General features: G+C 75.5%; 19 protein-coding genes, 1 pseudogene and 1 riboswitch. Of the genes and pseudogenes, 12 read left to right on the top strand and 8 right to left on the bottom strand.

Features of this window, described 5'->3' with window-relative positions; genetic code table 11:
• Positions 1-14: 14 nt before the first annotated feature.
• Entirely contained in the window at positions 15-497 is a 483-nt protein-coding gene (locus ACOQFB_RS12785) for a CBS domain-containing protein (protein WP_059438751.1), read from the bottom strand.
• A 162-nt stretch (positions 498-659) separates the two neighbouring features.
• On the opposite strand from ACOQFB_RS12785, the gene ACOQFB_RS12780 reads away from it, so the two are divergent.
• The 5 genes from ACOQFB_RS12780 (at position 660) to ACOQFB_RS12760 (ending at position 6,632) form a co-directional block, all read left to right on the top strand.
• The gene (locus tag ACOQFB_RS12780) at positions 660-1,562 is read left to right on the top strand and encodes a LysR substrate-binding domain-containing protein (RefSeq protein ID WP_059438750.1); all 903 of its coding nucleotides are present in this window, start codon (positions 660-662) and stop codon (positions 1,560-1,562) included.
• A gap of 67 nt (positions 1,563-1,629) precedes the next feature.
• Complete coding sequence (locus ACOQFB_RS12775; protein ID WP_421610644.1) at positions 1,630-2,364, top strand: translation initiation factor 2; 735 nt, start codon at positions 1,630-1,632, stop codon at positions 2,362-2,364.
• Positions 2,365-2,382: 18 nt separating this feature from the next.
• Positions 2,383-3,630, top strand: coding sequence for an RIO1 family regulatory kinase/ATPase domain-containing protein (locus ACOQFB_RS12770; RefSeq protein ID WP_494492238.1), 1,248 nt, complete (start codon positions 2,383-2,385; stop codon positions 3,628-3,630).
• A gap of 213 nt (positions 3,631-3,843) precedes the next feature.
• Positions 3,844-6,093, top strand: coding sequence for a cytochrome c biogenesis protein CcsA (locus tag ACOQFB_RS12765; protein WP_059439127.1), 2,250 nt, complete (start codon positions 3,844-3,846; stop codon positions 6,091-6,093).
• A gap of 38 nt (positions 6,094-6,131) precedes the next feature.
• A complete protein-coding gene (locus tag ACOQFB_RS12760) occupies positions 6,132-6,632 on the top strand; it encodes a rubrerythrin family protein (RefSeq protein WP_059439128.1) in 501 nt (166 codons plus the stop codon).
• Positions 6,633-6,638: 6 nt separating this feature from the next.
• On the opposite strand, the gene ACOQFB_RS12755 is transcribed toward ACOQFB_RS12760, so the two are convergent.
• Positions 6,639-7,109 carry a nuclear transport factor 2 family protein gene (locus tag ACOQFB_RS12755; protein WP_059439129.1) on the bottom strand — a complete coding sequence of 157 codons (471 nt, stop codon included), beginning with the start codon at positions 7,107-7,109 and terminating at the stop codon, positions 6,639-6,641.
• Positions 7,110-7,315: 206 nt separating this feature from the next.
• Here ACOQFB_RS12755 and ACOQFB_RS12750 point away from each other — a divergent pair, with 206 nt between their 5' ends.
• A complete protein-coding gene (locus ACOQFB_RS12750; protein WP_421609920.1) occupies positions 7,316-8,440 on the top strand; it encodes a helix-turn-helix transcriptional regulator in 1,125 nt (374 codons plus the stop codon).
• A gap of 177 nt (positions 8,441-8,617) precedes the next feature.
• Positions 8,618-11,146: an ATP-binding protein gene (locus tag ACOQFB_RS12745; RefSeq protein ID WP_421609919.1), complete on the top strand. Its 2,529-nt coding sequence runs from the start codon at positions 8,618-8,620 to the stop codon at positions 11,144-11,146.
• 61 nt (positions 11,147-11,207) lie between these two features.
• On the opposite strand, the gene ACOQFB_RS12740 is transcribed toward ACOQFB_RS12745, so the two are convergent.
• Positions 11,208-11,789: a hypothetical protein gene (locus ACOQFB_RS12740; protein WP_494492237.1), complete on the bottom strand. Its 582-nt coding sequence runs from the start codon at positions 11,787-11,789 to the stop codon at positions 11,208-11,210.
• Positions 11,790-12,085: 296 nt separating this feature from the next.
• On the opposite strand from ACOQFB_RS12740, the gene ACOQFB_RS12735 reads away from it, so the two are divergent.
• Positions 12,086-12,940, top strand: a complete 855-nt coding sequence (locus ACOQFB_RS12735; RefSeq protein WP_421609917.1) for a MaoC family dehydratase — start codon at positions 12,086-12,088, stop codon at positions 12,938-12,940.
• A 139-nt stretch (positions 12,941-13,079) separates the two neighbouring features.
• Positions 13,080-13,162: riboswitch (cyclic di-GMP riboswitch) on the top strand.
• Between the two features lie 104 nt (positions 13,163-13,266).
• Here ACOQFB_RS12735 and ACOQFB_RS12730 read toward each other — a convergent pair.
• A complete protein-coding gene (locus ACOQFB_RS12730; RefSeq protein ID WP_494492236.1) occupies positions 13,267-13,602 on the bottom strand; it encodes a hypothetical protein in 336 nt (111 codons plus the stop codon).
• A gap of 238 nt (positions 13,603-13,840) precedes the next feature.
• Between ACOQFB_RS12730 and ACOQFB_RS12725 the strand changes: the two genes are divergently transcribed.
• The 4 genes from ACOQFB_RS12725 to ACOQFB_RS12710 all read left to right on the top strand — a co-directional run bounded on the left by ACOQFB_RS12725 (position 13,841) and on the right by ACOQFB_RS12710 (position 17,329).
• Entirely contained in the window at positions 13,841-14,584 is a 744-nt protein-coding gene (locus ACOQFB_RS12725; RefSeq protein ID WP_494492235.1) for an acetamidase/formamidase family protein, read from the top strand.
• An 88-nt stretch (positions 14,585-14,672) separates the two neighbouring features.
• Positions 14,673-16,334 carry a methyl-accepting chemotaxis protein gene (locus ACOQFB_RS12720; RefSeq protein WP_059436519.1) on the top strand — a complete coding sequence of 554 codons (1,662 nt, stop codon included), beginning with the start codon at positions 14,673-14,675 and terminating at the stop codon, positions 16,332-16,334.
• 9 nt (positions 16,335-16,343) lie between these two features.
• Positions 16,344-16,928 carry a chemotaxis protein CheW gene (locus tag ACOQFB_RS12715; RefSeq protein WP_421609915.1) on the top strand — a complete coding sequence of 195 codons (585 nt, stop codon included), beginning with the start codon at positions 16,344-16,346 and terminating at the stop codon, positions 16,926-16,928.
• A gap of 143 nt (positions 16,929-17,071) precedes the next feature.
• On the top strand, positions 17,072-17,329 hold the full coding sequence (locus tag ACOQFB_RS12710) for a hypothetical protein (protein ID WP_421609914.1): 258 nt from the start codon (positions 17,072-17,074) through the stop codon (positions 17,327-17,329).
• Positions 17,330-17,341: 12 nt separating this feature from the next.
• Here the strand turns inward: ACOQFB_RS12710 and ACOQFB_RS12705 are convergent, their stop codons facing one another.
• From ACOQFB_RS12705 to ACOQFB_RS12690, 4 genes and pseudogenes are all read right to left on the bottom strand, one after another.
• Positions 17,342-18,064: a YebC/PmpR family DNA-binding transcriptional regulator gene (locus ACOQFB_RS12705; protein ID WP_059436522.1), complete on the bottom strand. Its 723-nt coding sequence runs from the start codon at positions 18,062-18,064 to the stop codon at positions 17,342-17,344.
• Between the two features lie 164 nt (positions 18,065-18,228).
• The gene (locus ACOQFB_RS12700) at positions 18,229-19,173 is read right to left on the bottom strand and encodes a DMT family transporter (RefSeq protein ID WP_421609913.1); all 945 of its coding nucleotides are present in this window, start codon (positions 19,171-19,173) and stop codon (positions 18,229-18,231) included.
• Positions 19,170-19,885 (bottom strand): annotated as a pseudogene (locus ACOQFB_RS12695) (ABC transporter ATP-binding protein). Before ACOQFB_RS12695 ends, ACOQFB_RS12700 begins: the two are co-directional and overlap by 4 nt.
• A gap of 12 nt (positions 19,886-19,897) precedes the next feature.
• Complete coding sequence (locus ACOQFB_RS12690) at positions 19,898-21,856, bottom strand: branched-chain amino acid ABC transporter ATP-binding protein/permease (protein WP_059436525.1); 1,959 nt, start codon at positions 21,854-21,856, stop codon at positions 19,898-19,900.
• Positions 21,857-21,866 lie beyond the last annotated feature (10 nt).

Genomic DNA, 21,866 nt, shown 5'->3' with positions numbered 1-21,866 from the left:
GGAGCGAGCCTGGCCTAATAGGCCGTGTTCGCGGCGTGCGAGAACAGCGTGGTGATGGGCTCGCTCAGCTGGTGGGCGCGGCCGCCGCGGATGTAGCTCTCGAGCTGCTCGATGTCCGACTGCTTCTCCTCGACCACCAGGTCCACCAGGTCGAGCATCGAGATGACGCCCACCACCGCGCCGCCCTCGCGCACCGCCAGGTGGCGGGTGCGGCGGGCGCGCATGAGCTGGGCGCACTCGGCGTCGGTGGCCTGCGGCGCGACGGCGGGGAAGTCGGGGCGCAGCACCGCGGCGAGCGGCGTCTTGGCCGGGTCGATCCCGCGCGCGACCGCGGCGACCACGTCGCGCTCGGTCACCAGGCCGGCCAGCGTCCCGCCGCGGCGCACGCCGACCGAGCCGATGCCGCGGTCGGTCATGAGGCGGGCGGCCTCGGCGCAGCTGGCGGTGTCGTCGAGCGCGACGACGGTGCGGGTGACGCGGTTCTGGATCGAGGCCATGTGCGGTGCCCTCCGGGGCTGAGCGGCCGGGCGCGGCCCGGCGTGTTCCGGAGGCGATGATGCGCCCGCCGGCGCGCCGCGCCTCCACGCAAGATCGGATGGACCATAGGCGGAGCTGATGGCCGCCTCCCGGCCGCGCAGGGGATCTGATAGCCTGCGCGCGTGCGCCGCCTCGATCCCCGCAAGCTCGAGACCTTCCGCGTGGTCGCGCAGGCCCGGAAGATCTCCACCGCCGCCAAGCTGCTCCACCTGTCGCAGCCGGCGGTCACCGCGCAGATCCGCGCGCTGGAGGAGGAGTGCGGCCGCGCGCTGCTGGTCCGCTCGTCGAAGGGCGTCACGCCGAACGACTGGGGGCTGCGCCTGCTCGACACCGCCAAGCAGGTGCACGCGCTGCTCGGCGAGGTGGAGGGTGCGTTCCAGGACGAGCCGGGGGTGGGCGAGGAGGTGGTGCTCGGCGCCAGCATGACCACCGCGGCCTATCTCGTCCCGCCGCTCGTGGCCGGCTACCGCGCGGTGCACGGCCGCGTCCCCTTCCGGCTCCAGGTCGCGAACACCGCCCGCGTGCTGGAGTGGGTGGCGGACGGCAAGGTGCCGCTCGGCATCGTGGAGGGCCGGCTGCGCTCGCCGCGCGTCCACCTGGAGCGCTACCTGGAGGACGAGCTGGTGGCGGTCGCCGCAGCGTCCGCGCGCGACCTCCTGCGCATCTCCCGCGCGGCCGACCTCGCCTCGGCGCCGCTGCTGCTGCGCGAGCCCGGGTCCAACACCCGCGCCGTGGTCGAGGAGGCGCTGGCCGGCGTCCTCGGGGCCCGCTCGGTGCGCCGCTCCGAGCTCCTGTTCGGCTCCAACCAGTCGATCAAGATGGCCGCGGTGGCGGGGCTGGGGGTGGCGTTCGTCTCGCGCTGGAGCGTGCAGCTCGAGGTGGCGGCCGGCACGCTCCGCATCCTGCCGCTCCGCGACCTGCGCCTGACCCGGTCCTTCTCCTGGGCAACCGCCTCACCCCGCCTCCAGGGGGCCGCCGGACGGTTCCAGGCCTGGGCGCGCCAGCACCCGCCGCCCAGGCCCTAGGCCGCCGCCGAGGCGGGTCCCCGCGGCGCTTTGTCGGCGCGGGCCGATGGTGTATGGCTACGGCCCCATGAAGACCCTGACCGAGCTGAGCGGCACCCTCATCCGGACGGCGGCGGCGGCGATCGCGGCCGCGCGGCGCAACCTCCCGGCCGAGCCCGAGCCCGTCGCGGCGGCGCCCGCCCCGGCGCCCACGACGGAGCCCGCGCCGGAGGCCGGCGCGCCCGAGGCCGCCGCGCCGGCCGAGGCGGCGCCCGCCGCCGACGCCGCGCAGCCCGAGGCGGCCGCGGCCCCCGCACAGCCCGCACCCCAGGGCGAGAGCGAGGCCGTGAAGGCCGCGCTCGACGCCGCGGTGGCGGAGGCGACCGGCGTCTCCGGCGATCGCCTGGCGCTGCTCCGCGCCGCGGTCGAGGTGGTGGGGCGCCGCGCCGAGGACGTCCGGCTGGTCCGCGTCTTCGGGGCCGAGGAGCCGGTCGCCGGCGCCAAGACGCTCGGCGGCCATCAGTTCCTGGTCGATATCTTCCCCGCGAGCATGAAGCAGACCGCCGGCGGCGACCGCGAGGATCGCGGCGGGCGCCGGGGCGGTCGCGGCGGCCGGGGCGGGGGCGGCGGCGGCCGCGGCGGTGGCGGCGGCGGCAAGGGAGCCGGCGCCGCGACCGGCGGCTTCTCGATGGACTCGCTCCGCGAGGACCGCCGCAACGAGCGCGGCGGGCGCGGGCGGCCGGGCGGCGGCGGCGGCCGGCGGCCGGGCGGTCCCGGCGGCGGGCGCGGCCCCGGCGGTCCCGGCGGCGCGCCGAAGAAGTAGCCCCGCGCCCTCTCGCGCATGCACGACCCCCTCGCACCGCTCCTCGCCGACGGCGTCGTCGAAGCCGTCGGCGCGCGCCTGAAGACCGGCAAGGAGGCCGAGGTCTGGCTGGTCCAGGCCGGCGGCGAGGTGGTCGCGGCCAAGGTCTACAAGGCGCGCCAGACGCGCACGTTCCGCAACGACGCGGCCTACCGCGAGGGCCGCCGCGTCCGCGACAGCCGCACGCAGCGCGCCATGGACCGCGGGAGCCGCTTCGGCCAGGCGGCCGCGGAGGAGGCCTGGAAGGCGCGCGAGGCCGACGCGCTCCACACGCTCCACGCCGCGGGCGTGCGGGTCCCGCGCCCGGTGCTGTTCTACGAGGGCGTGCTGCTCATGGAGCTGGTGGTCGGCCCCGACGGCCACCCGGCGCCGCGCCTGGTGGACGCGCGCGTGCCGCGCGAGCGCGCCGCCGCGCTCTACGCCGACCTGCGCTCGCAGGCGGTGCGCATGCTCTGCTGCGACCTCATCCACGGCGATCTCTCGCCCTACAACGTGCTGCTCGGGCACGAAGGGCCCGTGGTCATCGACTTCCCGCAGGTGGTGGGCGCGGCGCACAACGGGCAGGCGGAGGCGTTCTTCCGGCGCGACCTCGAGAACCTGCGCCGCTTCTTCGCCGCGCTCGACCCCGCGCTCCACGCCGCGGCGGGCGACGCGCGGGAGATCTGGCGCGCCTACGTCCGGCGCGAGCTGACCCCCGACTTCGTCCCGTCCGGCCGCGCCCCGGAGCCCGCCCGCGCGCCCGCGCACCCGCCCGCCCGCGGCGGCGGGCGCGGCCAGCCCCAGCGGCCGCACGCCGCGGCCCCGCACGCCGCGCCTGCGCACGCGGCCCCCGCGCACGCGGCCGTCCCGCGCGCCGCGCCCGCTCGCGACGACGCGCCGCAGCGGCGCGGGCCGGAGAACCGGCAGCGCGCGCCAGGCCCGCGCGACCGGGGTGGCCGCCCCGCGGATCGCGGTGGCCGCCCCGCCGATCGCGGTGGACGCCCCGCGGATCGCGGCGGCCGCCCGGCCGAGCGCCGCGAGCCCGGCGCGGATCGGGGCGGCGAACGGCGCCGCAGCGGACCGGTCGCCGGCCCCGAGGTGATCCGCGTCGAGCGGCTCCCGCTCGCCGGCCCCCGCGACCGGCCCGGGCACGCGCAGCCGCCGCGCCCGGCGTCCGCGGCGCCCTCCCAGCACGGTCGCGCACCGGGGTCCCATCCCCCGGGTCCGCGGCGCCATCCCCGGCGCTGACGCCGGAGTCCTGCGGCGCGATGTCGCGCCCGCCCCACGACCACCGGAAGAACCGTCGGCCCGGGCACTTACGCCTGCGCTGCGCCGGCCTGCCGCCGCCGGTTCGGGGCGCGTCCGGGACGCCCCTGGTGGTACCATGCCGCCGCTTTCCCCCGAAAGCGCCGCGCCGGCACACACCCCGGCCCGGAGCCCTTCCGCTGCAGAGGTCGTTCGATGCCGAAGCTCCTCGCGCTGCTGTCCTCCCTGAAGCTCGCCGTGATCCTGCTCGTGCTGCTGCTGCTCGGGCTCTCGGCGGGCACGATCATCGAGTCGCGGTCCGGCGTCGAGGTCGCGGGGCGGCTCGTCTACTACGCGCCCTGGTTCCTGGCGCTGCAGGCGCTGTTCACGGTGAACGTGGTCGCGTCGCTGGTGTCGCTCTTCCCCTACGGGAAGATGCGGATCGGCTACCTGCTCACCCACGGCTCGCTGGTGCTGATCCTGGTCGGCGCGCTCGTCACGTACTTCTTCAAGGTGGAGGGGACGCTGGGCCTGTGGGAGGGCCAGACCGGCAACGAGATCGACCAGGTGGAGAACGGCCAGCTCGTGGCGCGCCACACGCTGCCGTTCTCGGTCCGGTTGATGGATTTCCAGATCGACCACTACCCCGGGACCATGCGTCCGGCGCAGTTCCGCAGCTACGTGGTCATCCTCGATCCGCAGACCGGGGCCGGCACGCCGGGCGCGCTCTGGATGAACCACCCGCTGGAGGTCGCGGGGTACACCATCTTCCAGTCGAGCTACCAGCAGGAGAACGGGCGCGAGGCGTCGGTGTTCTCGGTGTCGAAGGACCCGGGCCAGCCCATCGTGTTCGCCGGCTACGTGCTGCTGGTGCTGGGCATGTGCGTGGTGTTCGGCACCCGCATCGTGCAGCGCCGCCGCGCCGCCGCGCTGCTGGCGAGCCTGGCCGTGCTGGCGCTGGCGCGCCCCGCCGCCGCCGCGCCCGACGAGGTCACGAAGGCCGACCTGGAGGCGCTGCGCCGGCTGCCGGTGCAGTACGACGGCCGCATCATGCCGCTCGACACCTGGGCGCGCGAGAACGTCTGGAAGATCACCGGCCGCCGCCAGTTCCAGGGCCGGGACGCGGTGGCCGTCGCGGCGCGCTGGCTGGCGAACCCGCAGGCCGCCGCGAACGAGCCGGTGATCGCGCTCGACGACGCCAAGCTCGCCGAGGCGATCGGGCTCTCCGGCGCCACGCACGCGGCGCTGGTGCAGGTGGCGCGCAGCCCGCAGTTCGGTCAGCTCATGCAGCAGGCCTCCGCGCAGGAGGCGCGCAACGAGCCGCGGCGCGGCGTCCTCGCCGACGTCGAGAAGCTCTACGAGCGCGCCCAGCGCATGGGCGACCTCATCTCGGGCGGCGTGCGCCCGGTGCCGGTGGGCGGGCCGGCGGAGGCGCGCTGGAACCCGGCGGCGCAGCCGGGGCTGCCCGGCCTGCTCGAGCTGGCCCGCGGGCCGCGCCTGGAGGGCTGGCCGGCGGCCGCCGCCATGGACCGCGAGGTCTCGTACAACGCCACGCGCCCGAGCCGCATCGCCTGGATCGTCCTGGTCGGCGCGCTGGTGGCCGCGATCGCGGGCTGGCGCACGCGGAACCGCACGCTCGACGCGGCCGCGGCGGTGCTGCTGGTGATCGGGTTCGGCGTGATGACCTGGGGGCTCGGCGTGCGCTGGGCGGTGGGCGGCCGGGTGCCCGCGTCGAACATGTACGAGTCGATGATGTTCCTGGCGTGGGGCGTGGGCCTGTTCGCGCTCATCGCGCTCGTGTTCATCCGCAACCGGCTCGTGCTGGTGAACGCGAGCGCCGGCGCCGCGGTCACCATGCTGCTCGTGGACCTGCTGCCGATGGACGGCTTCATCCACCCGATGCCGCCGGTGCTCACCGGCACGCCCTGGCTCGCCATCCACGTGCCCATCATCATGGTGAGCTACGCGGTGCTGGCGCTCGGGGTGATCATCGCGCACATGCAGATCGCGTTCGGCGCGCTGGCGCCGAAGCGCGAGGACCTCATCGAGAAGATGGCCGACCTGAACTACTGGTACACGATGGTCGGCTCGATCCTGCTCATCGCCGGCATCCTCACCGGCTCGATCTGGGCGGCGTCGTCGTGGGGCCGGTACTGGGGCTGGGATCCGAAGGAGGTCTGGTCGCTGGTCGCGTTCCTCGCGTACATGGCCATCCTGCACGCCCGCTCCGACCGGCTCCTCGGGCGCTTCGGCGTGGCGGCCTGGAGCATCATCGCGTTCCAGACCATCCTCATGACGTACCTCGGGGTGAACTACGTCCTCGGGACCGGGCTCCACGCCTACGGCTTCGGCGACTCGCCCATCGTGATCTGGATGGTCCTCATCGCGGCGGCCGAGATCGCGTTCCTGGCGTGGGGCGGCTTCGCCCAGCGCCGCGCGCAGGGGCGGCCGGGCCTGGCCGGGTAGCCCCCGATCACTTCACCCACCCGCACAGGAGACAGCCGATGCCCACCACCGCGGAGAACCTGAAGGTCGCGTTCGCCGGCGAGAGCCAGGCCAACCGGAAGTACCTCGCCTTCGCGAGGAAGGCGGAGAAGGAGGGCTACCCGCAGATCGCCCGCCTGTTCCGCGCCGCGGCGGACGCCGAGACCATCCACGCGCTGGCGCACCTCCAGAACATGGGCGGCGTCGGCTCGACGCTCGAGAACCTGCGCGAGGCGGTCGCGGGCGAGACCTACGAGTACACCGAGATGTACCCGCCCATGGTCGAGCAGGCCATCGCCGAGCAGCACAAGGCGAAGACCATGCTCGACTGGGCGAACCGGGTCGAGAAGGTGCACGCGACGCTGTTCGAGCAGGCGCTGGCGGCGCTCGAGTCCGGGCAGGACCTGTCGAAGATGGACGTGTACCTGTGCCCGGTCTGCGGCGACGTCGAGTTCGGCGTCCCCACCGAGAAGTGCCCGGTCTGCGGCACGCCGGCGTCGCGGTTCGAGAAGATCGCGTAGCCCGGCTCACCCCGGGGTCGCGGCGCCGAGCGCCGCGGCCCCGTCGCCGCGCTGGGCGCGCGCGGGCGGCGCGAGCTGCGCCCGGAGCGCGGCCACGTCGAACCAGAGCTCCTCGCGCGAGATCCGCTCGCCGCGCAGCTCGAACACGTGGAGCATCCGGAACGTGGCGCGCCCGGACCACCCGGCCAGCCCGCAGAAGCTCGCGTCGGCGACGGTCCCGGTCCACTCGGCCTCGTCCACCAGGAAGTCCTCGCCGTAGCGGCGCGCGATGGGGCGCACGCCCTCGCCGCGCAGGTCGGCGAAGAGCCGGCGGTAGAAGCCCCGGGCCGCCTCCTTGCCCGAGAGCGGCCCGCAGGTCGAGCCCACGCAGCGGTGCTGCAGGTCCTCGGTGAACGTGGAGAGCACGCCCTCGAGGTCGTCCTGCGCCTCCTGCTGGAAGTGCCGGTTCACCAGCCGATCCATCTCGTCCCTCGTCATGTCGCCTCCTCCGCCGGCCGCCTCCGCCGCCGCGCGTGCGCCCAATCTCGCGCCCTCGCCGGCCGGCCACCATCCGACGGGCGTAGGGGCACGGGGCGGGCCGCCCGCCGCTGCACCAGTTGGAGCGGGCCCTGGCGGCGCGGCGGGCCCGGCGGCTATGGGGAGCGGCACCGGAGGCGCGGCGCCCCCGGCGAGGAGGGTGGGCCATGCCGGAACGCCGGAGCGTGACGGAGCGCGCGGAGCGGGACGTGGCGGCGCTGTGCCGGCAGGGCCTGCCCTGGACCACGCTCTGGGACGCCGCCCGCGGCCGGATCGCGGACGCGATCCCGTTCGAGGCGGCGGCGTTCGCGGCCACCGACCCGGCCACGCTGCTGCCCACCGCCGGCGTGCTCCACGAGCTGCCGGAGCGCTACTGCGCCGCCATCCTCGACAACGAGATCCGCGAGGACGACTACGACAAGCTGTCCGCGCTCGCCCGCGGGCCGCGGCACGTGGGCGTCCTCGGCGTGAGCACCGCCGGGCGGCCGGAGCGGAGCGCGCGCTTCCGCGAGGTGCTCGCGCCCATCGGGCTGGGCCGGCAGGCGCGCAGCGCGTGCGTGGCCGGCGGCGGCTGCTGGGCCTGGCTCGACCTGTACCGGGAGCGCGGCCGGCCGGAGTTCACCGCGCCGGAGGCCCGCGCGCTGGGGCGCATCGCCGCGACGCTCGCGGAGGCGCTCCGCGCGTCGCTGCTGCTGGAGGGCGCGTCGGCGCGGGCGCCGGAGGACGCGCCCGGGCTGGTGCTGCTCGGGCCCGGGCTGGAGCGGGTCGCGGCGGACGCGGCCGCGGAGCGCTGGCTCGAGGAGCTGGGCGGGGCCGCGTCGGCGCCGCCGCTCGCGATCCAGGCGGTGGCCGCCGCCGCGCGCCGGCGCGACGAGGCGGGGGAGGCGAAGGGGCCGGCGCGGGTGCGGGCCCGCGCGCGCTCCGGGCGCTGGCTGACCGTGCACGGCTTCCGCCCGGCCGGCAGCCCGGGCGTGGAGCTCGCGGCGGTGATCGAGCCGGCCGCGCCGGTGGAGCTGGCCGAGCTGCAGGTCTGCGCGTTCGGGCTCACGCCGGCCGAGCGCCGGGTGCTGCAGCTCACGCTCCAGGGGCTGTGCACGAAGGAGATCGCGGCGGCGCTGGGCATCTCGCCGTACACCGCGCGCGATCACCTCACCCACGTGTTCGACAAGACCGGCGCGCGCAGCCGGGCGCAGCTGTTCGCGCGGCTCGCCGCGGCGCGCCCGCCCGAGCGCGCCCGCGGCGCCGGGCCCGGCGCGATCCTGGCCGGAACCGGCGCGCGCGAGGAGGCCTGACGGATGCGCCGAGGTCGGCGCGATCCGCGACCGCCGCCGGTGGGCGCGTGAGGCCGAGGGGCACGCTCCCCCGGAAGTTCCGCCGGATCGCGCCAGGCCGCACCCGCCGGACCTAGCACGCAGGGTTCGGGTCCTCGGGGCCGTGCGGCGCAGCGCCACGCTGAGCAGATCGCAGGCATGTCCCGCCGCGAGGCAGAGCCGCCTGCAGGCAGCGAACCCTCGCGAGAGGAGGCGACGGGCCGGGGTCCGGCCGATCCGCAGGTCTCGCTGCGCGAGCAGTTCGCGAAGCTGGCCGAGAGCGTGCCCGGCGTCATCTGCTCGTTCCGGCTCCGGCCGGACGGCACGGCGTCGATGCCCTTCGCGACGCCCGCGGCGGAGGAGCTGTACGGCGTCTCGCGCCAGGAGCTCGCGCGAGACATGTCCGCCTGGGCGCGCAACGTCCACCCCGACGACCTGCCCGGCGTGATCCGGCGGATCGCGGCGTCCGCCCGGACGCTCTCGCGCTGGCACGACGTGTTCCGCTACCAGCATCCCACGCGCGGCCTGCGCTGGATCGAGGGCTGGTCGTCCCCGCAGCCGGAGCCCGGCGAGGGCGTGATCTGGCACGGGTACGTGACCGACGTGACGGCGCACAAGCAGCTCCAGGAACACCTGCGGGAGAGCGAGCGCAAGCTGAAGGAGGTCATCCGCGCCTCCGGCGGCGCCTACTTCGAGCACTCCGCCGACCTCTCCAGCGGCTTCACCACGCCCCGCATGGCGGAGGTCCTGGGCTTCGCGCCGGAGGCGCTCCCGGGCTGCCCGGAGCTCGTGCCCTGGCTGATGGAGCGGCTGCACCCCGAGGATGCGCCGGGCCTGGTCTCCGCGCTGGCCGCCTACGCGACGGGCAAGGCCGCCGAGCTCGAGCGCGAGCTGCGGGTGCGCGGCGGGGACGGCGGCTGGCGCTGGGTACGCCTGGTGATCACCGCGGTCACCCGCAGCGGGCAGCGCCCGGACCGGAGCGCCGGGCTGGTGTTCGACATCACGGAGCGCATGGACGCGGAGGCGCGGCTGGTCGCCGATCGCGCTGCGCTCGAGCGGCTGCACGAGGTGGCCGCCCGCCTGGTCGGCGAGGACGCGCTCCCCACGCTGCTCGAGGCGGTGATGGACGCGGCGCTGGCCGTGACGGGCGCGCGCATGGGGACGCTCCACATCCTGGAGGAGGGCTCCGCCGCGCTCCGGCTCGTGGCGCAGCGCGGGTTTCCGCCGGAGGTGGTGCGCTCGCTCGCGGGCGCGCCCGACGATCCCATCGCCTGCCCCGAGCGGCTGCGCGGGGGGGAGCGGCACGTCGTGGAGGATGCGCGGGCGTGCCCGTGGCTCGCCGGAACGCAGGCGCGGCGCCTGCTCGAGGACGCCGGCGTGCGGGCGCTGCAGTCCACGCCGCTGGTCGCCCGCGACGGGCGGCCGCTCGGGATGATCTCCACGCACTGGCGCGAGCCGCACCGGCCCGACGAGGTGACGCTGAGGATGCTCGACCTGCTGGCCAGGCAGGCCGCGGATCTCATCGAGCACCGCCGGCGCGAGCAGGCGCTGCGCGACGCGGACCGGCGGAAGACGGACTTCCTGGCGGTGCTCTCGCACGAGCTGCGCAACCCGCTCGCGCCGATCCGCAACGCGGTCTACCTGCTGCATCGCGTGCCGCCGGGGGGGGCCCAGGCAGAGCGGGCGAACGCGGTGATCGAGCGGCAGGTGGATCACCTCGCCAAGCTGGTGGACGATCTGCTCGACCTGAGCCGCGTGAACTTCGGGAAGATCGCGCTGCAGCGCACGGTGCTCGACGCTCGGGAGGTGGTGCGCCGCACCAGCGACGATCTCCGGCCGCTGTTCGACGAGCGCGGGCCGGCCCTGCACCTCGACATGGGCGATCAGCCGGTGTGGGTGGAGGCCGATCCGACGCGCCTCGGCCAGATCGCGGGCAACCTGCTCACCAACGCGGTGAAGTTCACGCCGCCGGGCGGGCGGGTGGACGTGACCGTGCGCGGCGAGGCCGGGGCCTGCGTGCTGCGGGTCCGCGACACCGGCGTGGGGATCGATCCGGGTCTCCTGGAGGCGATCTTCGAGCCGTTCGCGCAGGCGGAGCGCACCCGCTGGACGGCGCGCGGGGGGATGGGGATCGGCCTCTCCCTGGTGCGTAGCCTGGTGGGCATGCACGGTGGGACGGTGGTCGCACGGAGCGAGGGGGCCGGCCGCGGCGCGGAGCTGGTCGTGACCCTTCCGCTGGCGCCGCGCCCCGGCGGCGTGGTCGGTCGCGCCGTGACGCCCACCGCCCCGCGCCTCGATCTGGTGCTCGTCGAGGACGAGGCCGACGGGCGCGAGACGCTGGGCGAGATCCTGAGGATGCAGGGGCACGAGGTCCGCCTCGCCGCGGACGGACGCCAGGGGGTCGAGGCCGTCCGGGAGCGGCGACCGGACGCGCTCATCTGCGACGTGGGGCTGCCCGACCTGAACGGCTACGAGGTGGTGGCACGCGTCCGCGCCCTGCCCGGTGGCGCTGCGACGTACGCGGTGGCACTCACCGGCTATGCGCAGCCCGAGGACGTGCAGCGCGCGCGCGACGCCGGGTTCGACGCCCACCTCGCGAAGCCGCCCGACCTCGACCAGCTGGAGCGCCTGCTCGCCGAGGCCGCCGCGCGCCGCGCTCCGGGCGCGGCGGCGCCGCCGCCCCCCTGATCCTCGGGCACGGCGCGCGATCCGCGACCACCGCAGCGTGATCGCGGATCGCGCGCGGTGCTCAGGGACAGGACAGCGCCGGGTTCCACTGCGCGAACGTGCCCGCCGGGTTGTTGCGCCAGACCCACACGTGCAGGTCGTAGTGCCAGGGCTCGCCGGGCCCGTGGCCCTCCATCGGCCCCTGGAACGCCTGGCCGAACAGGCTGGGCCGGGGCGGCACGTCGGCGGCGTCGGGCGGCGTGCTCCCGATCCACGGCGCGCCGTCGTGGAAGATGGGCAGGACGTACTCGACCCCGGCCAGCTCGAGGCCGTCCGCGGTGGGGAAGTACAGCAGCGCCTCCGGCTCCGCCGCGTCGATCGCCGGATCGAGGAGCCGCGCGAGGTTGATGTAGTGGATGCCCATCGCGCCCACGCCCGGGAGCGCGACGCACGGGCTCAGCGGGACGAACCCCTCCGCCTCGGCCACCGCGACGTCGTGGTAGCGCGCGCTCGCCGCGCGGGCGGCCGCCAGCGCCTGGCTGTCCGCCGCGGCCCGCGCCGCCGCCGAGGACGCGGCCGCGTCCCCCGGCGCCTGCCCCCCGCAGCCCGCGGCCGCCGCCGCCAGCACCGCCGCGCCCGCCATCGACCCGAACCTCGTCCGCATGCGCCTCGAAGCCATCCGCCGTCCCTCCGCGAGCGATCGCCCGCACCGTTCGGCGCCGCCGCCGCCGTGCCCCCGCACGGCGCCGCCGTCGCACATGGGCGCGCACGCTACGCCCGACCCGGCGGCGGAGACATCCGACGTTCGTACGGATCGTGCGCAGCCGGAGAGGGCGTAACCGCCCGCTGGCGCCCGTCCAGGCGCCGGCTGCGCTGCCCGGGTGGTCGCGCCCGCCCCGGCGCTCCCGCGGCGGGGCGCGCCGGGCAGGCCGCGCGGTCGCGGATCGGGTAAGAAGGGCCGTGCGCGCCACCCGGCTCCCCGGACCCTGGACCCGCTACGCAAGGGCGCTCCTCTCGCGGAAGCCCCGCGTCGCCGCGCCGGGGCAGGGCGGCTTCACGCTGGAGCGGCGCGCGGCGGGGATCGTCGCCGCGCCGCCGCGGCTCGCCGCCTACCGCGCCGTGTGCGGGTTCGACGCCGGCCCCGACCTGCCGGTCACCTACCCGCACGTGCTCGCGTGGCCGCTGCACCTCGCGCTCCTCACCGCGCCGGAGCTCCCGGTGCGGGCGCTCGGGCTCGTCCACCTGCGCAACCGGATCGACGCGCTCCGGCCGCTGCCCGCGCGCGAGCCCCTCGAGCTGCGCGCGCGCCTCTCCGGGCTCCGCGAGACCGCCCGCGGCCAGGAGCTGGACCTCCTCACCGAGGCCTGGGCCGGCGGCGAGCTGGCGTGGGTGGAGGAGGCGGTGCTGCTCGCCCGCCGCCCCGGCGCCGGCCGCGGGCCGCCGCCGGTCGCCGAGGCGGATCCCTCCGGCGCGGGCGAGCGCCGGTGGGAGGTGCCGGGCGCGACCGGCCGCCGGTACGCGCGCGCGTCGGGCGACCTCAACCCGATCCACCTCTCCGCGCTCACCGCCCGCGCGTTCGGCTTCGAGCGGGCGATCGCGCACGGGATGTGGTCGCTCGCGCGGATCGCCGCGGCGCTCGGCCCGGCCCTGCCGCCGGGCCCGGTCCGGCTGGACGCCGCATTCAAGGCACCGGTGCTGCTGCCCGCCACCGTGACGCTGCGGGACTGGCCGGTCGCGGGCGGCCTCGGGTTCGCGCTCCGCGACCGGACCGGGACGCGCGTCCACGTGCTCGGCGCGTTCACGGCGCGCACCTGAGCGCGTCTTCACGGTGAGCGGATGTGCGTCGAGCGGCGTACGCCGCGCAGACGCCCTCATGACTCCCGATGGGTAGACCGTCAGTACTGTGACGCCGAGTCTTGACCTCCTAGGGGGGAGTTGCTTACGGTGAAGGCACCACGCTTCAGGGCAATTCACCCGTACCCAGGGTGAAGCGCAAAGCCGCGGGTCCGGCGAAACCGGACGGCCGTGGCCGCCGTGGCGAGACCGGTCCTCCGGCCCAGCCCACGTCTGCCCTGAGCACGCGTGGGCTTCGTCGTTTCGACGGGGCGGACGTGGTGAGGACGGACCAGCCAGGAGAGGCGTCAATGAGCGTGAAGCACGACAAGGGGCACGAGGCCGGGGCGACGCACGACTTCCACGGCGGCATCTGCGGCTGCTGCGGGCCGAGCGCGACGCGCGGGATGTCCGGCGCCGAGGTGGACCTCGCCATCGAGCAGCGCGGCGAGGGCCTCACCCGCCTCGACGAGGTGCGCGGCGACGACGTGGACCACCTGCTCTCGGCGCGCAGCCGCCGCGGGTTCCTGAAGGCGGGCGGCCTGTTCGGCGCGCTGGCGGCGGCGGCCCCGGTCCTCTCGCGCGCCCGCGCGGAGGGCACCGGCGGCTACAGCCTGTTCCAGCAGGGCGGCGGCCGGGTGCACGTGGTCGAGTCGAGCTACGAGACCACGAAGTGGGGCATCTTCGACTCCAACCTGCCCAACGTCGTCGAGATCGAGTCCGGGGACGTCGTCTCGTACCCGAACACCTGGAGCCACTTCCTCAACGACCTGCAGCCGGGCATGCCGATCGAGGAGATCGCCCGCCTGCGCCTCGCCCACCCGGGCGTCGGCCCGCACTCGATCATCGGCCCGGTCGGCGTCCGCGACGCCGCCCGGCGACGTGCTCGAGATCCAGTACCTGCGCGTCCGCCCCACCGACTGGGCGGTCTGCTTCAACAACCCGGGCGCGCTCGGCACCGGCGCACTGCCGGACGTCTTCCCGCAGGGGCAGGCCAAGTACTTCGACCTCGACACCGCCAACAACACCTCCGAGTTCGCGCCGGGCATCCAGCTCCGGCTCGCGCCGTTCCAGGGCACCATGGGCGTCGCGCCGGCGAACGGCGTCTTCCCCACGCCCCCGGGCCACGCCTACGGCGTGATCAGCTCGGTGCCGCCGGGCCAGCACGCCGGCAACGTGGACTGCCGCGAGGCGGGCGAGGGCTCGCGCCTGTTCGTCCCGGTGTTCCAGCGCGGCGGCAAGATCTTCACCGGTGACTCGCACGCGCTCCAGGGCGACGGCGAGGTGACGCTCACCGCGATGGAGACCGCGATGAAGGAGATCCGCGTCCGCGTGATCCTCCACAAGCAGGTCGCGCTCGCCTGGCCGATGCACGAGACGCCGGACGCCTGGATCGTCCACGGCACCAACCCGGACCTCGACACCGCGTTCCGGATCGCCCTGCTGAACGCGATCGACTTCCTCGAGGCCCGCGCCGGCCTCACCCGGCTCGACGCCTACGCCCTCTGCAGCCTCGCGGTCAGCTTCCGCGTGACGCAGGTGGTGAACGGCCAGAAGGGCATCTACGGCGTCATCCCCAAGCGCATCTTCCACCCGCAGCTCCGCGCGGCGATGGGCGTCATCTAGCCCGCGCCCGGATGGCCGCCCCGCCGGAGGTCCCGGCGGGGCGGCGGTCCACCCCGCCACGCCCGCGTCCCTTGCACCAGAGGTCACCATGCGGAAGTTCCCGATCGGCGTCCGCCTCACCTTCGCCTTCATGCTCGTCACCGCCGCGTTCGTGGCGGTCGGCTTCTTCGCGCTCTCGCGCCTGGCCCAGCTCGACCAGGGGCTGGACGAGGTGGCGCGCCAGCGCCTCCGCTCGCTCGAGATGGCCATCCGCGGGCTCCACGTGACGGCGCAGCAGGCGAACCACGTCGGCGTGATGCTCTCGACCGACGATCCGGCCGAGGCGCTCCGCCGCATCGAGACCATCCTCGAGCTGCGCAAGGAGGCGCAGCGCGCCAACGAGGAGGGCGACAAGATCGCCGCGATGGAGGGCGGCATCACCGTGGTGGACAACGAGCGGACCAAGCAGGTGCTGGCGGAGCTCGCCGTGCGCCGCGCCCACCTCGGCAAGACGTTCCAGAAGACGCTCGAGACCGCCCGCACGCTGAACCTCGCCGAGACGAAGCGGGTGACGCGCGACGACCTCGTGCCGGCGCTGACCGCGGTGGAGTTCGGCTGGTCCGACTACACGAAGGCGCAGGGCGCCCAGATGCAGGAGGCGGCCGAGTCCGGCCACGCCATGTACGAGTCGGCCCGGGTGCTGGTGGTGGGGGTGCTGCTCTCCACCGCGGTGCTCGCCATCGTGCTCTCGTTCTGGGTGACGCGCACCATCGTCCTGCCGCTCGGGAGCGCGGTGAAGGCCGCCGACCGGATCGCCGCGGGCGACCTCCGCGACGCGGTGGAGGTCACCGGCCGCGACGAGCTGGGCAAGCTGCTCGGCGCCATGAAGACCATGGGCGAGAAGCTGGCGCAGGTCATCTCCGAGGTGCGCTCCGGCGCCGACGCGCTGGCCGGCGCCTCCTCGCAGGTCTCCTCCACCGCCCAGACCCTCTCGCAGGGCACCGGCGAGCAGGCGGCCAGCGTGGAGGAGACGACCTCCTCGCTCGAGGCCATGCACGCCTCCATCACGCAGAACGCGGAGAGCGCGCGCCAGACCGAGACCGCCGCGAAGGCCCAGGCGGCCAGCGCCGGGCGCAGCGGCACCGCCGTCACCGAGACGGTCTCGGCGATGCGCTCCATCGCGGAGAAGATCTCGATCATCGAGGAGATCGCCTACCAGACCAACCTGCTCGCGCTGAACGCGGCCATCGAGGCGGCCCGCGCCGGCGACCACGGCCGGGGCTTCGCGGTCGTCGCCACCGAGGTGCGCAAGCTCGCCGAGCGCGCGCAGAAGGCGGCCGGCGAGATCGGCACGCTCGCGGAGAGCTCGCTCTCGGTGGCCGAGGAGAGCGGCCGGCTCATCACCGACCTCGTCCCGGCCATCCAGAAGACCGCCGACCTGGTGCAGGAGGTGGCGGCGGCCTCGCAGGAGCAGAGCGAGCGCGTCTCGCAGGTCAGCAAGGCGATGGGGGTGGTGGACCAGGTCACGCAGCGGAACGCCACCGCGGCCGAGGAGCTGAGCTCCACCGCCGAGGAGCTCGCCTCTCAGGCCGAGGGCCTGCAGCAGCTCATGGGCTTCTTCACGGTCCGCGAGGAGCGGCGGAGCGCGCCGCGCTACGTCCCGCCCCGCGCGCCGGCGCCCGCGCCGCTCCCGGCGCTGGACCGCCCCTGGCCCCAGGCCGAGCAGCGCAATGGCAAGCCCGCCGCGGCGGGCGAGTTCAAGCGGTTCTAGGGGGCGGCCATGCGCGACGCGGTCGAGGCGGCCGGCGAGCAGGCGCAGTACCTCTCGTTCCGGATCGACGGGATCGACTACGCGGTCCCGATCCTGAAGGTCCGGGAGATCCTGCAGCACGAGGAGATCACCCGCGTGCCGGGCACGCCGCCGTCGGTGCGCGGCGTGCTCAACGTGCGCGGGGCGGTGGTGCCGGTGGTGGACCTGGCCGTGAAGTTCGGCGGGTCCGCCTCCCGGCCCGGCCGCTTCACCTGCGTGCTGGTGGTCGAGGTGGAGGTGGCGGGCGGGAGCCTCACGCTCGGCGTGCTGGCCGACGCGGTCAACGAGGTGGTGGCGCTCCGCCCGGACGAGATCGAGCCCTCGCCGTCCTTCGGGACCGGCGTCAGCGTCGAGTACCTGGTGGGCATGGGCAAGGTGGGGCGCGGCTTCGTGCTCCTCCTCGACATCGACCGGGTCCTGGCCGCGGGCGACGCCGAGCCGGAGCGCGCCGCCGAGCCCGTCGCCGAGGGGCAGGTCGACGCCTCGGTGGAGGCGGGGGAGCAGCCGGAGGCCGCCGCGCCCGAGGCCGCCGCGGCCTCGGCCCCGCCGCCCTGACGGGCGCGGTCTGCCTGGAAACCCGGCACCCGGCGTCGCCGCGGCGACGCCGGCGCGCTCCCGGCCGCGCTGGCGTCGCGCGTTTGCGCTCCCCCGGCGATGGCACGCGGCGCGCATCTCCGGCGCGGCGGAGGTGCCGGGACATGGGACGAGCGCTGGAGGCCGTGCGGACGCTGGACCTGCCGCGGCTGTTCGCCTACTTCGGGGTGGAGGCCGACCTGCAGCGGGTCGAGGCGAGCCGGCCCGCCATCGCCGCCCGGTTCGACGCCGAGGTCCGCGAGCTGGTGCGGCTCTGCCCGGCGCTGCGCGAGCGCGAGCGCTTCACGGTGCTCCGCGAGGCGCTCCGGCTGGCCTACGAGGTGGGGACCCGGACGGCGGAAGGCGCCGGCGCGGCCCGCTGAGCGGCGGCGGCGTCAGGCGAGGTTGTGGAACACGTGCTGGACGTCCTCGTCCTGCTCGAGCGCGTCCACCAGCTCGAGCACCTCGCGCGCCTGCTCCTCGGGGAGCTGCACCGGCGTCTGCGCCACGTACTCCGACTCGGAGGAGAGCACGTTGAGCTTCCGCTGCTCCAGCGCCGCCTGGAGCTGGCCGAAGCTCTCGAACGCGCAGCGGATGACGAGCACCTTCTCGCCCTTCTCGCCGGTGCTCTCGCCCATCTCCTCCAGGCCGTGGTCGATGAGGTCGAGCTCGAGCGCGTCCTGGTCGATGCCCTCGGGCGAGAGGCGGAACACGCCCATGCGGCGGAACTGGAACGCCACGCTGCCGGTGTTCCCCATGTTGCCGCCGTTGTTCTTGAAGTGCATCCGCACGTTCGCGACGGTGCGGACCACGTTGTCGGTGGCGGTCTCGACCATCACCGCGACCCCGTGCGGCGCGTAGCCCTCGTAGACCACCACCTCGTACGCCTGCTGGTCCTGGCCGCTGGCCCGCTTGATGGCGGCCTCGACCTTGTCCTTCGGCATGTTGACGTGGCGGGCGTTCTGCAGGACGCGCCGCAGCGCGGGGTTGTTGTCCGGGCTCGGGCCGCCGGCCTTCACCGCGATGGCGATGTCCTTGCTGATGCGCGTGAAGGCCTTCGCCATCTTGTTCCACCGGGCGAACATGGTGGCCTTGCGCGTCTCGAAGATGCGACCCATGGGCTGTCCTCGCTCCGGGGACCGGCGTCCAGCCCGTCGTCCCCGCGCCCGGCGGATATCTCACCCGCGGCCCCCGACGCAACACCTTCCCGCAGCCGCGTCCCGCCGGCGCGGGGCGGCCGGGCGGGCCAGCGCCGGGCCGGGGACGTCCCGGCGGGCTGCGCTCAGGCCCCGGCGCGCCCGCGGCGCCCGGAGGTCCCGGCGAGCGTCACGCCCCCGAGCACGAGCGCCAGGCCGGCCAGGTGGAAGGGCCGGAGGGCCTCGCCGAGCAGCGCCACGGCCAGCAGCGAGCCGAACGCCGGCATGAGGTGGATGAACGGGCCGGCCCGGTTCGCGCCCACCCGGGCCACCCCTTCGTTCCAGAGCCGGTACGCCAGCACCGAGGCGAACACCGCCACGTACGCCACGCTCGCCACGGTCACGCCGTCGAGCGCCATCCGCGCCCCGGAGGCCAGCTCCCAGGCGTAGAACGGCGCGATCCAGGCGACGCCCACCGCCACCAGCGCGGCGAGCAGCGCCACCGGGTCCACCCCGGCCGGCCGGCGCGCGAGGAGCAGCGTGTAGAACGCCCAGCTCAGCACCGCGGCGAGCACCCACAGGTCGCCGGCGCCGAACGCGAGCCCGGCCAGCGCCGACAGCGTGCCGCGGCCCAGGATGACCAGCACGCCGGCGAGCGAGACCGCGATGCCCGCGAGCTGCCGCCGCCCGGGGCGGCCGCCGCCGAGGAGCGGGGAGAGCGCCGCGATGAAGGCGGGGCAGGCCGACTGGAGCAGGAGCGCGCTGGTGGCGGTGGTGCGGGTGAGGCCGAGGTAGACGAACAGGTTGAAGTTGCCGACGCCCAGGACGCCGAGCGGGATCACGATCCGCCACGCGCCGAGGATCGTCCGCCACTGCGCCGCGAGCGGGCGGCGCGCCAGCGGCAGGAGCACGGCGAGCGCCACCGCCCAGCGCCAGAACGCGAGGCCGACCGGCGGCACGCGGCCGTGGACGGCCCGGCCCACCACGAAGTTGCCGGACCAGAACGCGGCCGCGAGCGCGAGGAACAGGTACGCGGCGGCCGCGCCGCGCGCCCGCGGGCCGGCCGTGGCCGCGGCCGGGGGCGCGCTCACCCGAGGTAGGCCGCGAGCACGCGCTCGTCGCGGGCGAGCTCGGCGGGCGTCCCCTCGATGGCGATCCGGCCGCGCTCCATCACGTAGGCGTAGTCGGCCACCTCGAGCGCGGTCTTCGCGAACTGCTCCACGAGCAGCATGGTCATGCCCTCGGCCTTGAGCCGGCGGATGGTCCGGAAGACCTCCTGGACGATCACCGGCGCGAGCCCCATCGACGGCTCGTCGAGCAGCATCACCTTCGGGCGGGCCATGAGCGCGCGGCCGATGGCGAGCATCTGCTGCTCGCCGCCGGAGAGCGTGCCCGCGGCCTGCCGGCGCCGCTCCTTCAGGCGCGGGAACAGCTCGTAGACGTGCTCGAGGTCGGCCGCGGCCCGGCGGTGGAAGCCGAAGAAGCGCGGCAGCCGGCGGTAGGCGCCGAGCAGCAGGTTGTCCTCGACCGGGAGCGGCCCGAACACCTTGCGCCCCTCCGGCGCGTGGGCGAGCCCGAGCCGCGCGATCCGCGAGGCGGCCTGCCCCTGCACCGGCGCGCCGTCGAGCAGCACCCGCCCGCGCGCGGGCCGGAGCAGCCCGGACACCGCCCGCATGGTGGTGGTCTTCCCGGCGCCGTTCGCGCCGATGAGCGCGACCACCGAGCCCGCCTTCACCTGGAGCGAGGTCCCACCAGCACCTCGCTCAGCCCGTATCCTGCGTAGAGATCCTCGACGACCAGCATCTGGGCTCCGTCTCAGGCCGGCGCGCCGGCGGCGGGCTGCGGCGCCGCGTCGGGCGCCACGTTGCCGAGGTAGGCCTCGACCACCCTGGGGTTGCGCTTCACCTCGTCCGGCGTGCCCTCGGCGATGAGCCTGCCGCCGTCGAGCGCGGTCACCGTGCTGCAGAGCGAGGTCACCACGTCCATGTGGTGCTCGATGAGCACCACGGTGACGCCGCGCTGGTGGATCCGCCGGATCAGCTCCACCTGCTTCACCACGTCGGGGTGGGCCAGGCCGGCGGCCGGCTCGTCGAGGATGAGCACCTCGGGGCGCCGCGCCAGGGCCCGGGCGATCTCCAGGAAGCGCTGGGCGCCGTAGGTGAGGTCCCTGGCCGGCGTGCGCGCCTGGTCGGCCAGCCCCACGAACTCGAGCAGCGCGAGCGCGTCGGCCTGCGCCCGGCGCTCCTCGGCGCGGCCGAGGCCGAGCAGCACGAGCGGGAGCGGCGCGCGGTACACGCCCTGGAGCGCCACCATGACGTTCTCGAGCGCGGTCAGCCCGACGAAGAGCTGGAGGTTCTGGAAGGTGCGCGCGACGCCGGTGCGGGCGGTGTGGAACAGGCTGCCCGCGGGGAGCGGCTTCCCGCGCAGCGTCATCTCGCCGGAGCTGGGCGTGTACAGCCCGGAGACCACGTTCACGAGCGTGCTCTTGCCGGAGCCGTTCGGGCCGATGAGCCCGTGCACCGCGCCGGCGCGCACCGTGAGGCTCACCCCGTCCACCGCCTTCACGCCGCCGAAGTGGCGCTTCAGGTCGCGCAGCTCGAGGATGGCGGCGCCGTCGGCGGTGCGCGGCGGCAGGACGTGGTCGAGCGGGGCGGGCGCGGGGAGCGGCGGCGGCGCCACGCGGAACAGGCGCGCCAGGAACTTGCCCGCGAAGCCCATCAGCCCCTCGGGCAGCCCCACCACCACCGCGAACAGCATCAGCGCGAAGATCGCCTTGCGCCAGTCCTCGGTGTTCTCGACCAGCATGCCGCCCACCACCAGCGCGCCGGTGGCGACCGCCGGGGCGATGGCCTGGAACGGGCGCATCGTGCGGCGGGCCAGGCCGCGGCCGCCGGCGGCGAGCGCCACCACCAGGCCGAGGCCCGAGAACACCTGGAACAGGACGCGGTTGGAGAGCAGGTTCGGGAGCAGCGCCACCAGCGTCGCGCCCACGAACGCGCCCCACAGGCTCTTGCGCCCGCCCAGCACCACGCCGAGCAACAGCGTGATGGTGAGCTCGTACACGAACGACTGCGGCTGCAGGTACTCGAAGTTGAACGCGTAGAGCGCGCCGGCCAGGCCGCCCAGGCCGGAGCCGAACGCGAACGCGGCCACCTTGTGGCGGTAGGTGCCCACGCCCATGGCGTCGGTGGCGATGGGGCTGTCGCGGAGCGCCTCGAAGGCGCGGCCCCACTGCGACGAGAGCAGGTTGCGCATGGCCACCCAGACGCAGGCGAGCAGCAGCATGCACAGCCAGTAGAAGTCGCGCGGGCTGAGCTCGTGGCCGAGGAGCGGCGGCCGGTCCAGGCTGAGGCCCTGCGCGCCGGCGGTCAGCCACTCCAGCTCGTTCAGCGCGGTGGTGGTGAGCGCCAGGAAGCTGAGGGTGGCGAGCGCGAACTGCGGGCCCTCCAGCCGCAGCGAGGGGAGGGCGAGGAGCGCGCCGATCACGAACGCGACGGTGGGCGCGAGCAGCAGGACCGGCACGAGCCCGAGGCCGAGCTTCGTCACCGCGATGCCGGCGGTGTAGGCGCCCAGACCCAGGAACGCGGCGTGCGCCAGGTTCACCTGGCCCAGGTAGCCGACGGTGACGTCGAGGCCGATGAGCAGGATGCCGTAGATGGCGAGCAGCGTGAGCAGGCCGAGCGCGTACGGGTTGTGGACGGCGAGCGGGACCGCGGCGAGCAGCGCGAACAGCACCACCTCGGCGCCGCGGACCAGGAGCAGTCGTCTCAGCATGGGGCGGCTC

The sequence above is a fragment of the Anaeromyxobacter sp. Red801 genome, from assembly GCF_049201065.2.
Lineage (GTDB): Bacteria > Myxococcota > Myxococcia > Myxococcales > Anaeromyxobacteraceae > Anaeromyxobacter.
This window is presented reverse-complemented; position numbering and strand designations above follow the sequence as displayed.

Coding starts and splice junctions, on each gene's coding strand:
- ACOQFB_RS12785 (WP_059438751.1), bottom strand. CDS start 497: ATGGCCTCGATCCAGAACCGCGTCACCCGCACCGTCGTCGCGCTCGAC.
- ACOQFB_RS12775 (WP_421610644.1), top strand. CDS start 1,630: ATGAAGACCCTGACCGAGCTGAGCGGCACCCTCATCCGGACGGCGGCG.
- ACOQFB_RS12770 (WP_494492238.1), top strand. CDS start 2,383: ATGCACGACCCCCTCGCACCGCTCCTCGCCGACGGCGTCGTCGAAGCC.
- ACOQFB_RS12765 (WP_059439127.1), top strand. CDS start 3,844: ATGCCGAAGCTCCTCGCGCTGCTGTCCTCCCTGAAGCTCGCCGTGATC.
- ACOQFB_RS12760 (WP_059439128.1), top strand. CDS start 6,132: ATGCCCACCACCGCGGAGAACCTGAAGGTCGCGTTCGCCGGCGAGAGC.
- ACOQFB_RS12755 (WP_059439129.1), bottom strand. CDS start 7,109: ATGACGAGGGACGAGATGGATCGGCTGGTGAACCGGCACTTCCAGCAG.
- ACOQFB_RS12750 (WP_421609920.1), top strand. CDS start 7,316: ATGCCGGAACGCCGGAGCGTGACGGAGCGCGCGGAGCGGGACGTGGCG.
- ACOQFB_RS12745 (WP_421609919.1), top strand. CDS start 8,618: ATGTCCCGCCGCGAGGCAGAGCCGCCTGCAGGCAGCGAACCCTCGCGA.
- ACOQFB_RS12740 (WP_494492237.1), bottom strand. CDS start 11,789: ATGCGGACGAGGTTCGGGTCGATGGCGGGCGCGGCGGTGCTGGCGGCG.
- ACOQFB_RS12720 (WP_059436519.1), top strand. CDS start 14,673: ATGCGGAAGTTCCCGATCGGCGTCCGCCTCACCTTCGCCTTCATGCTC.
- ACOQFB_RS12715 (WP_421609915.1), top strand. CDS start 16,344: ATGCGCGACGCGGTCGAGGCGGCCGGCGAGCAGGCGCAGTACCTCTCG.
- ACOQFB_RS12710 (WP_421609914.1), top strand. CDS start 17,072: ATGGGACGAGCGCTGGAGGCCGTGCGGACGCTGGACCTGCCGCGGCTG.
- ACOQFB_RS12705 (WP_059436522.1), bottom strand. CDS start 18,064: ATGGGTCGCATCTTCGAGACGCGCAAGGCCACCATGTTCGCCCGGTGG.
- ACOQFB_RS12690 (WP_059436525.1), bottom strand. CDS start 21,856: ATGCTGAGACGACTGCTCCTGGTCCGCGGCGCCGAGGTGGTGCTGTTC.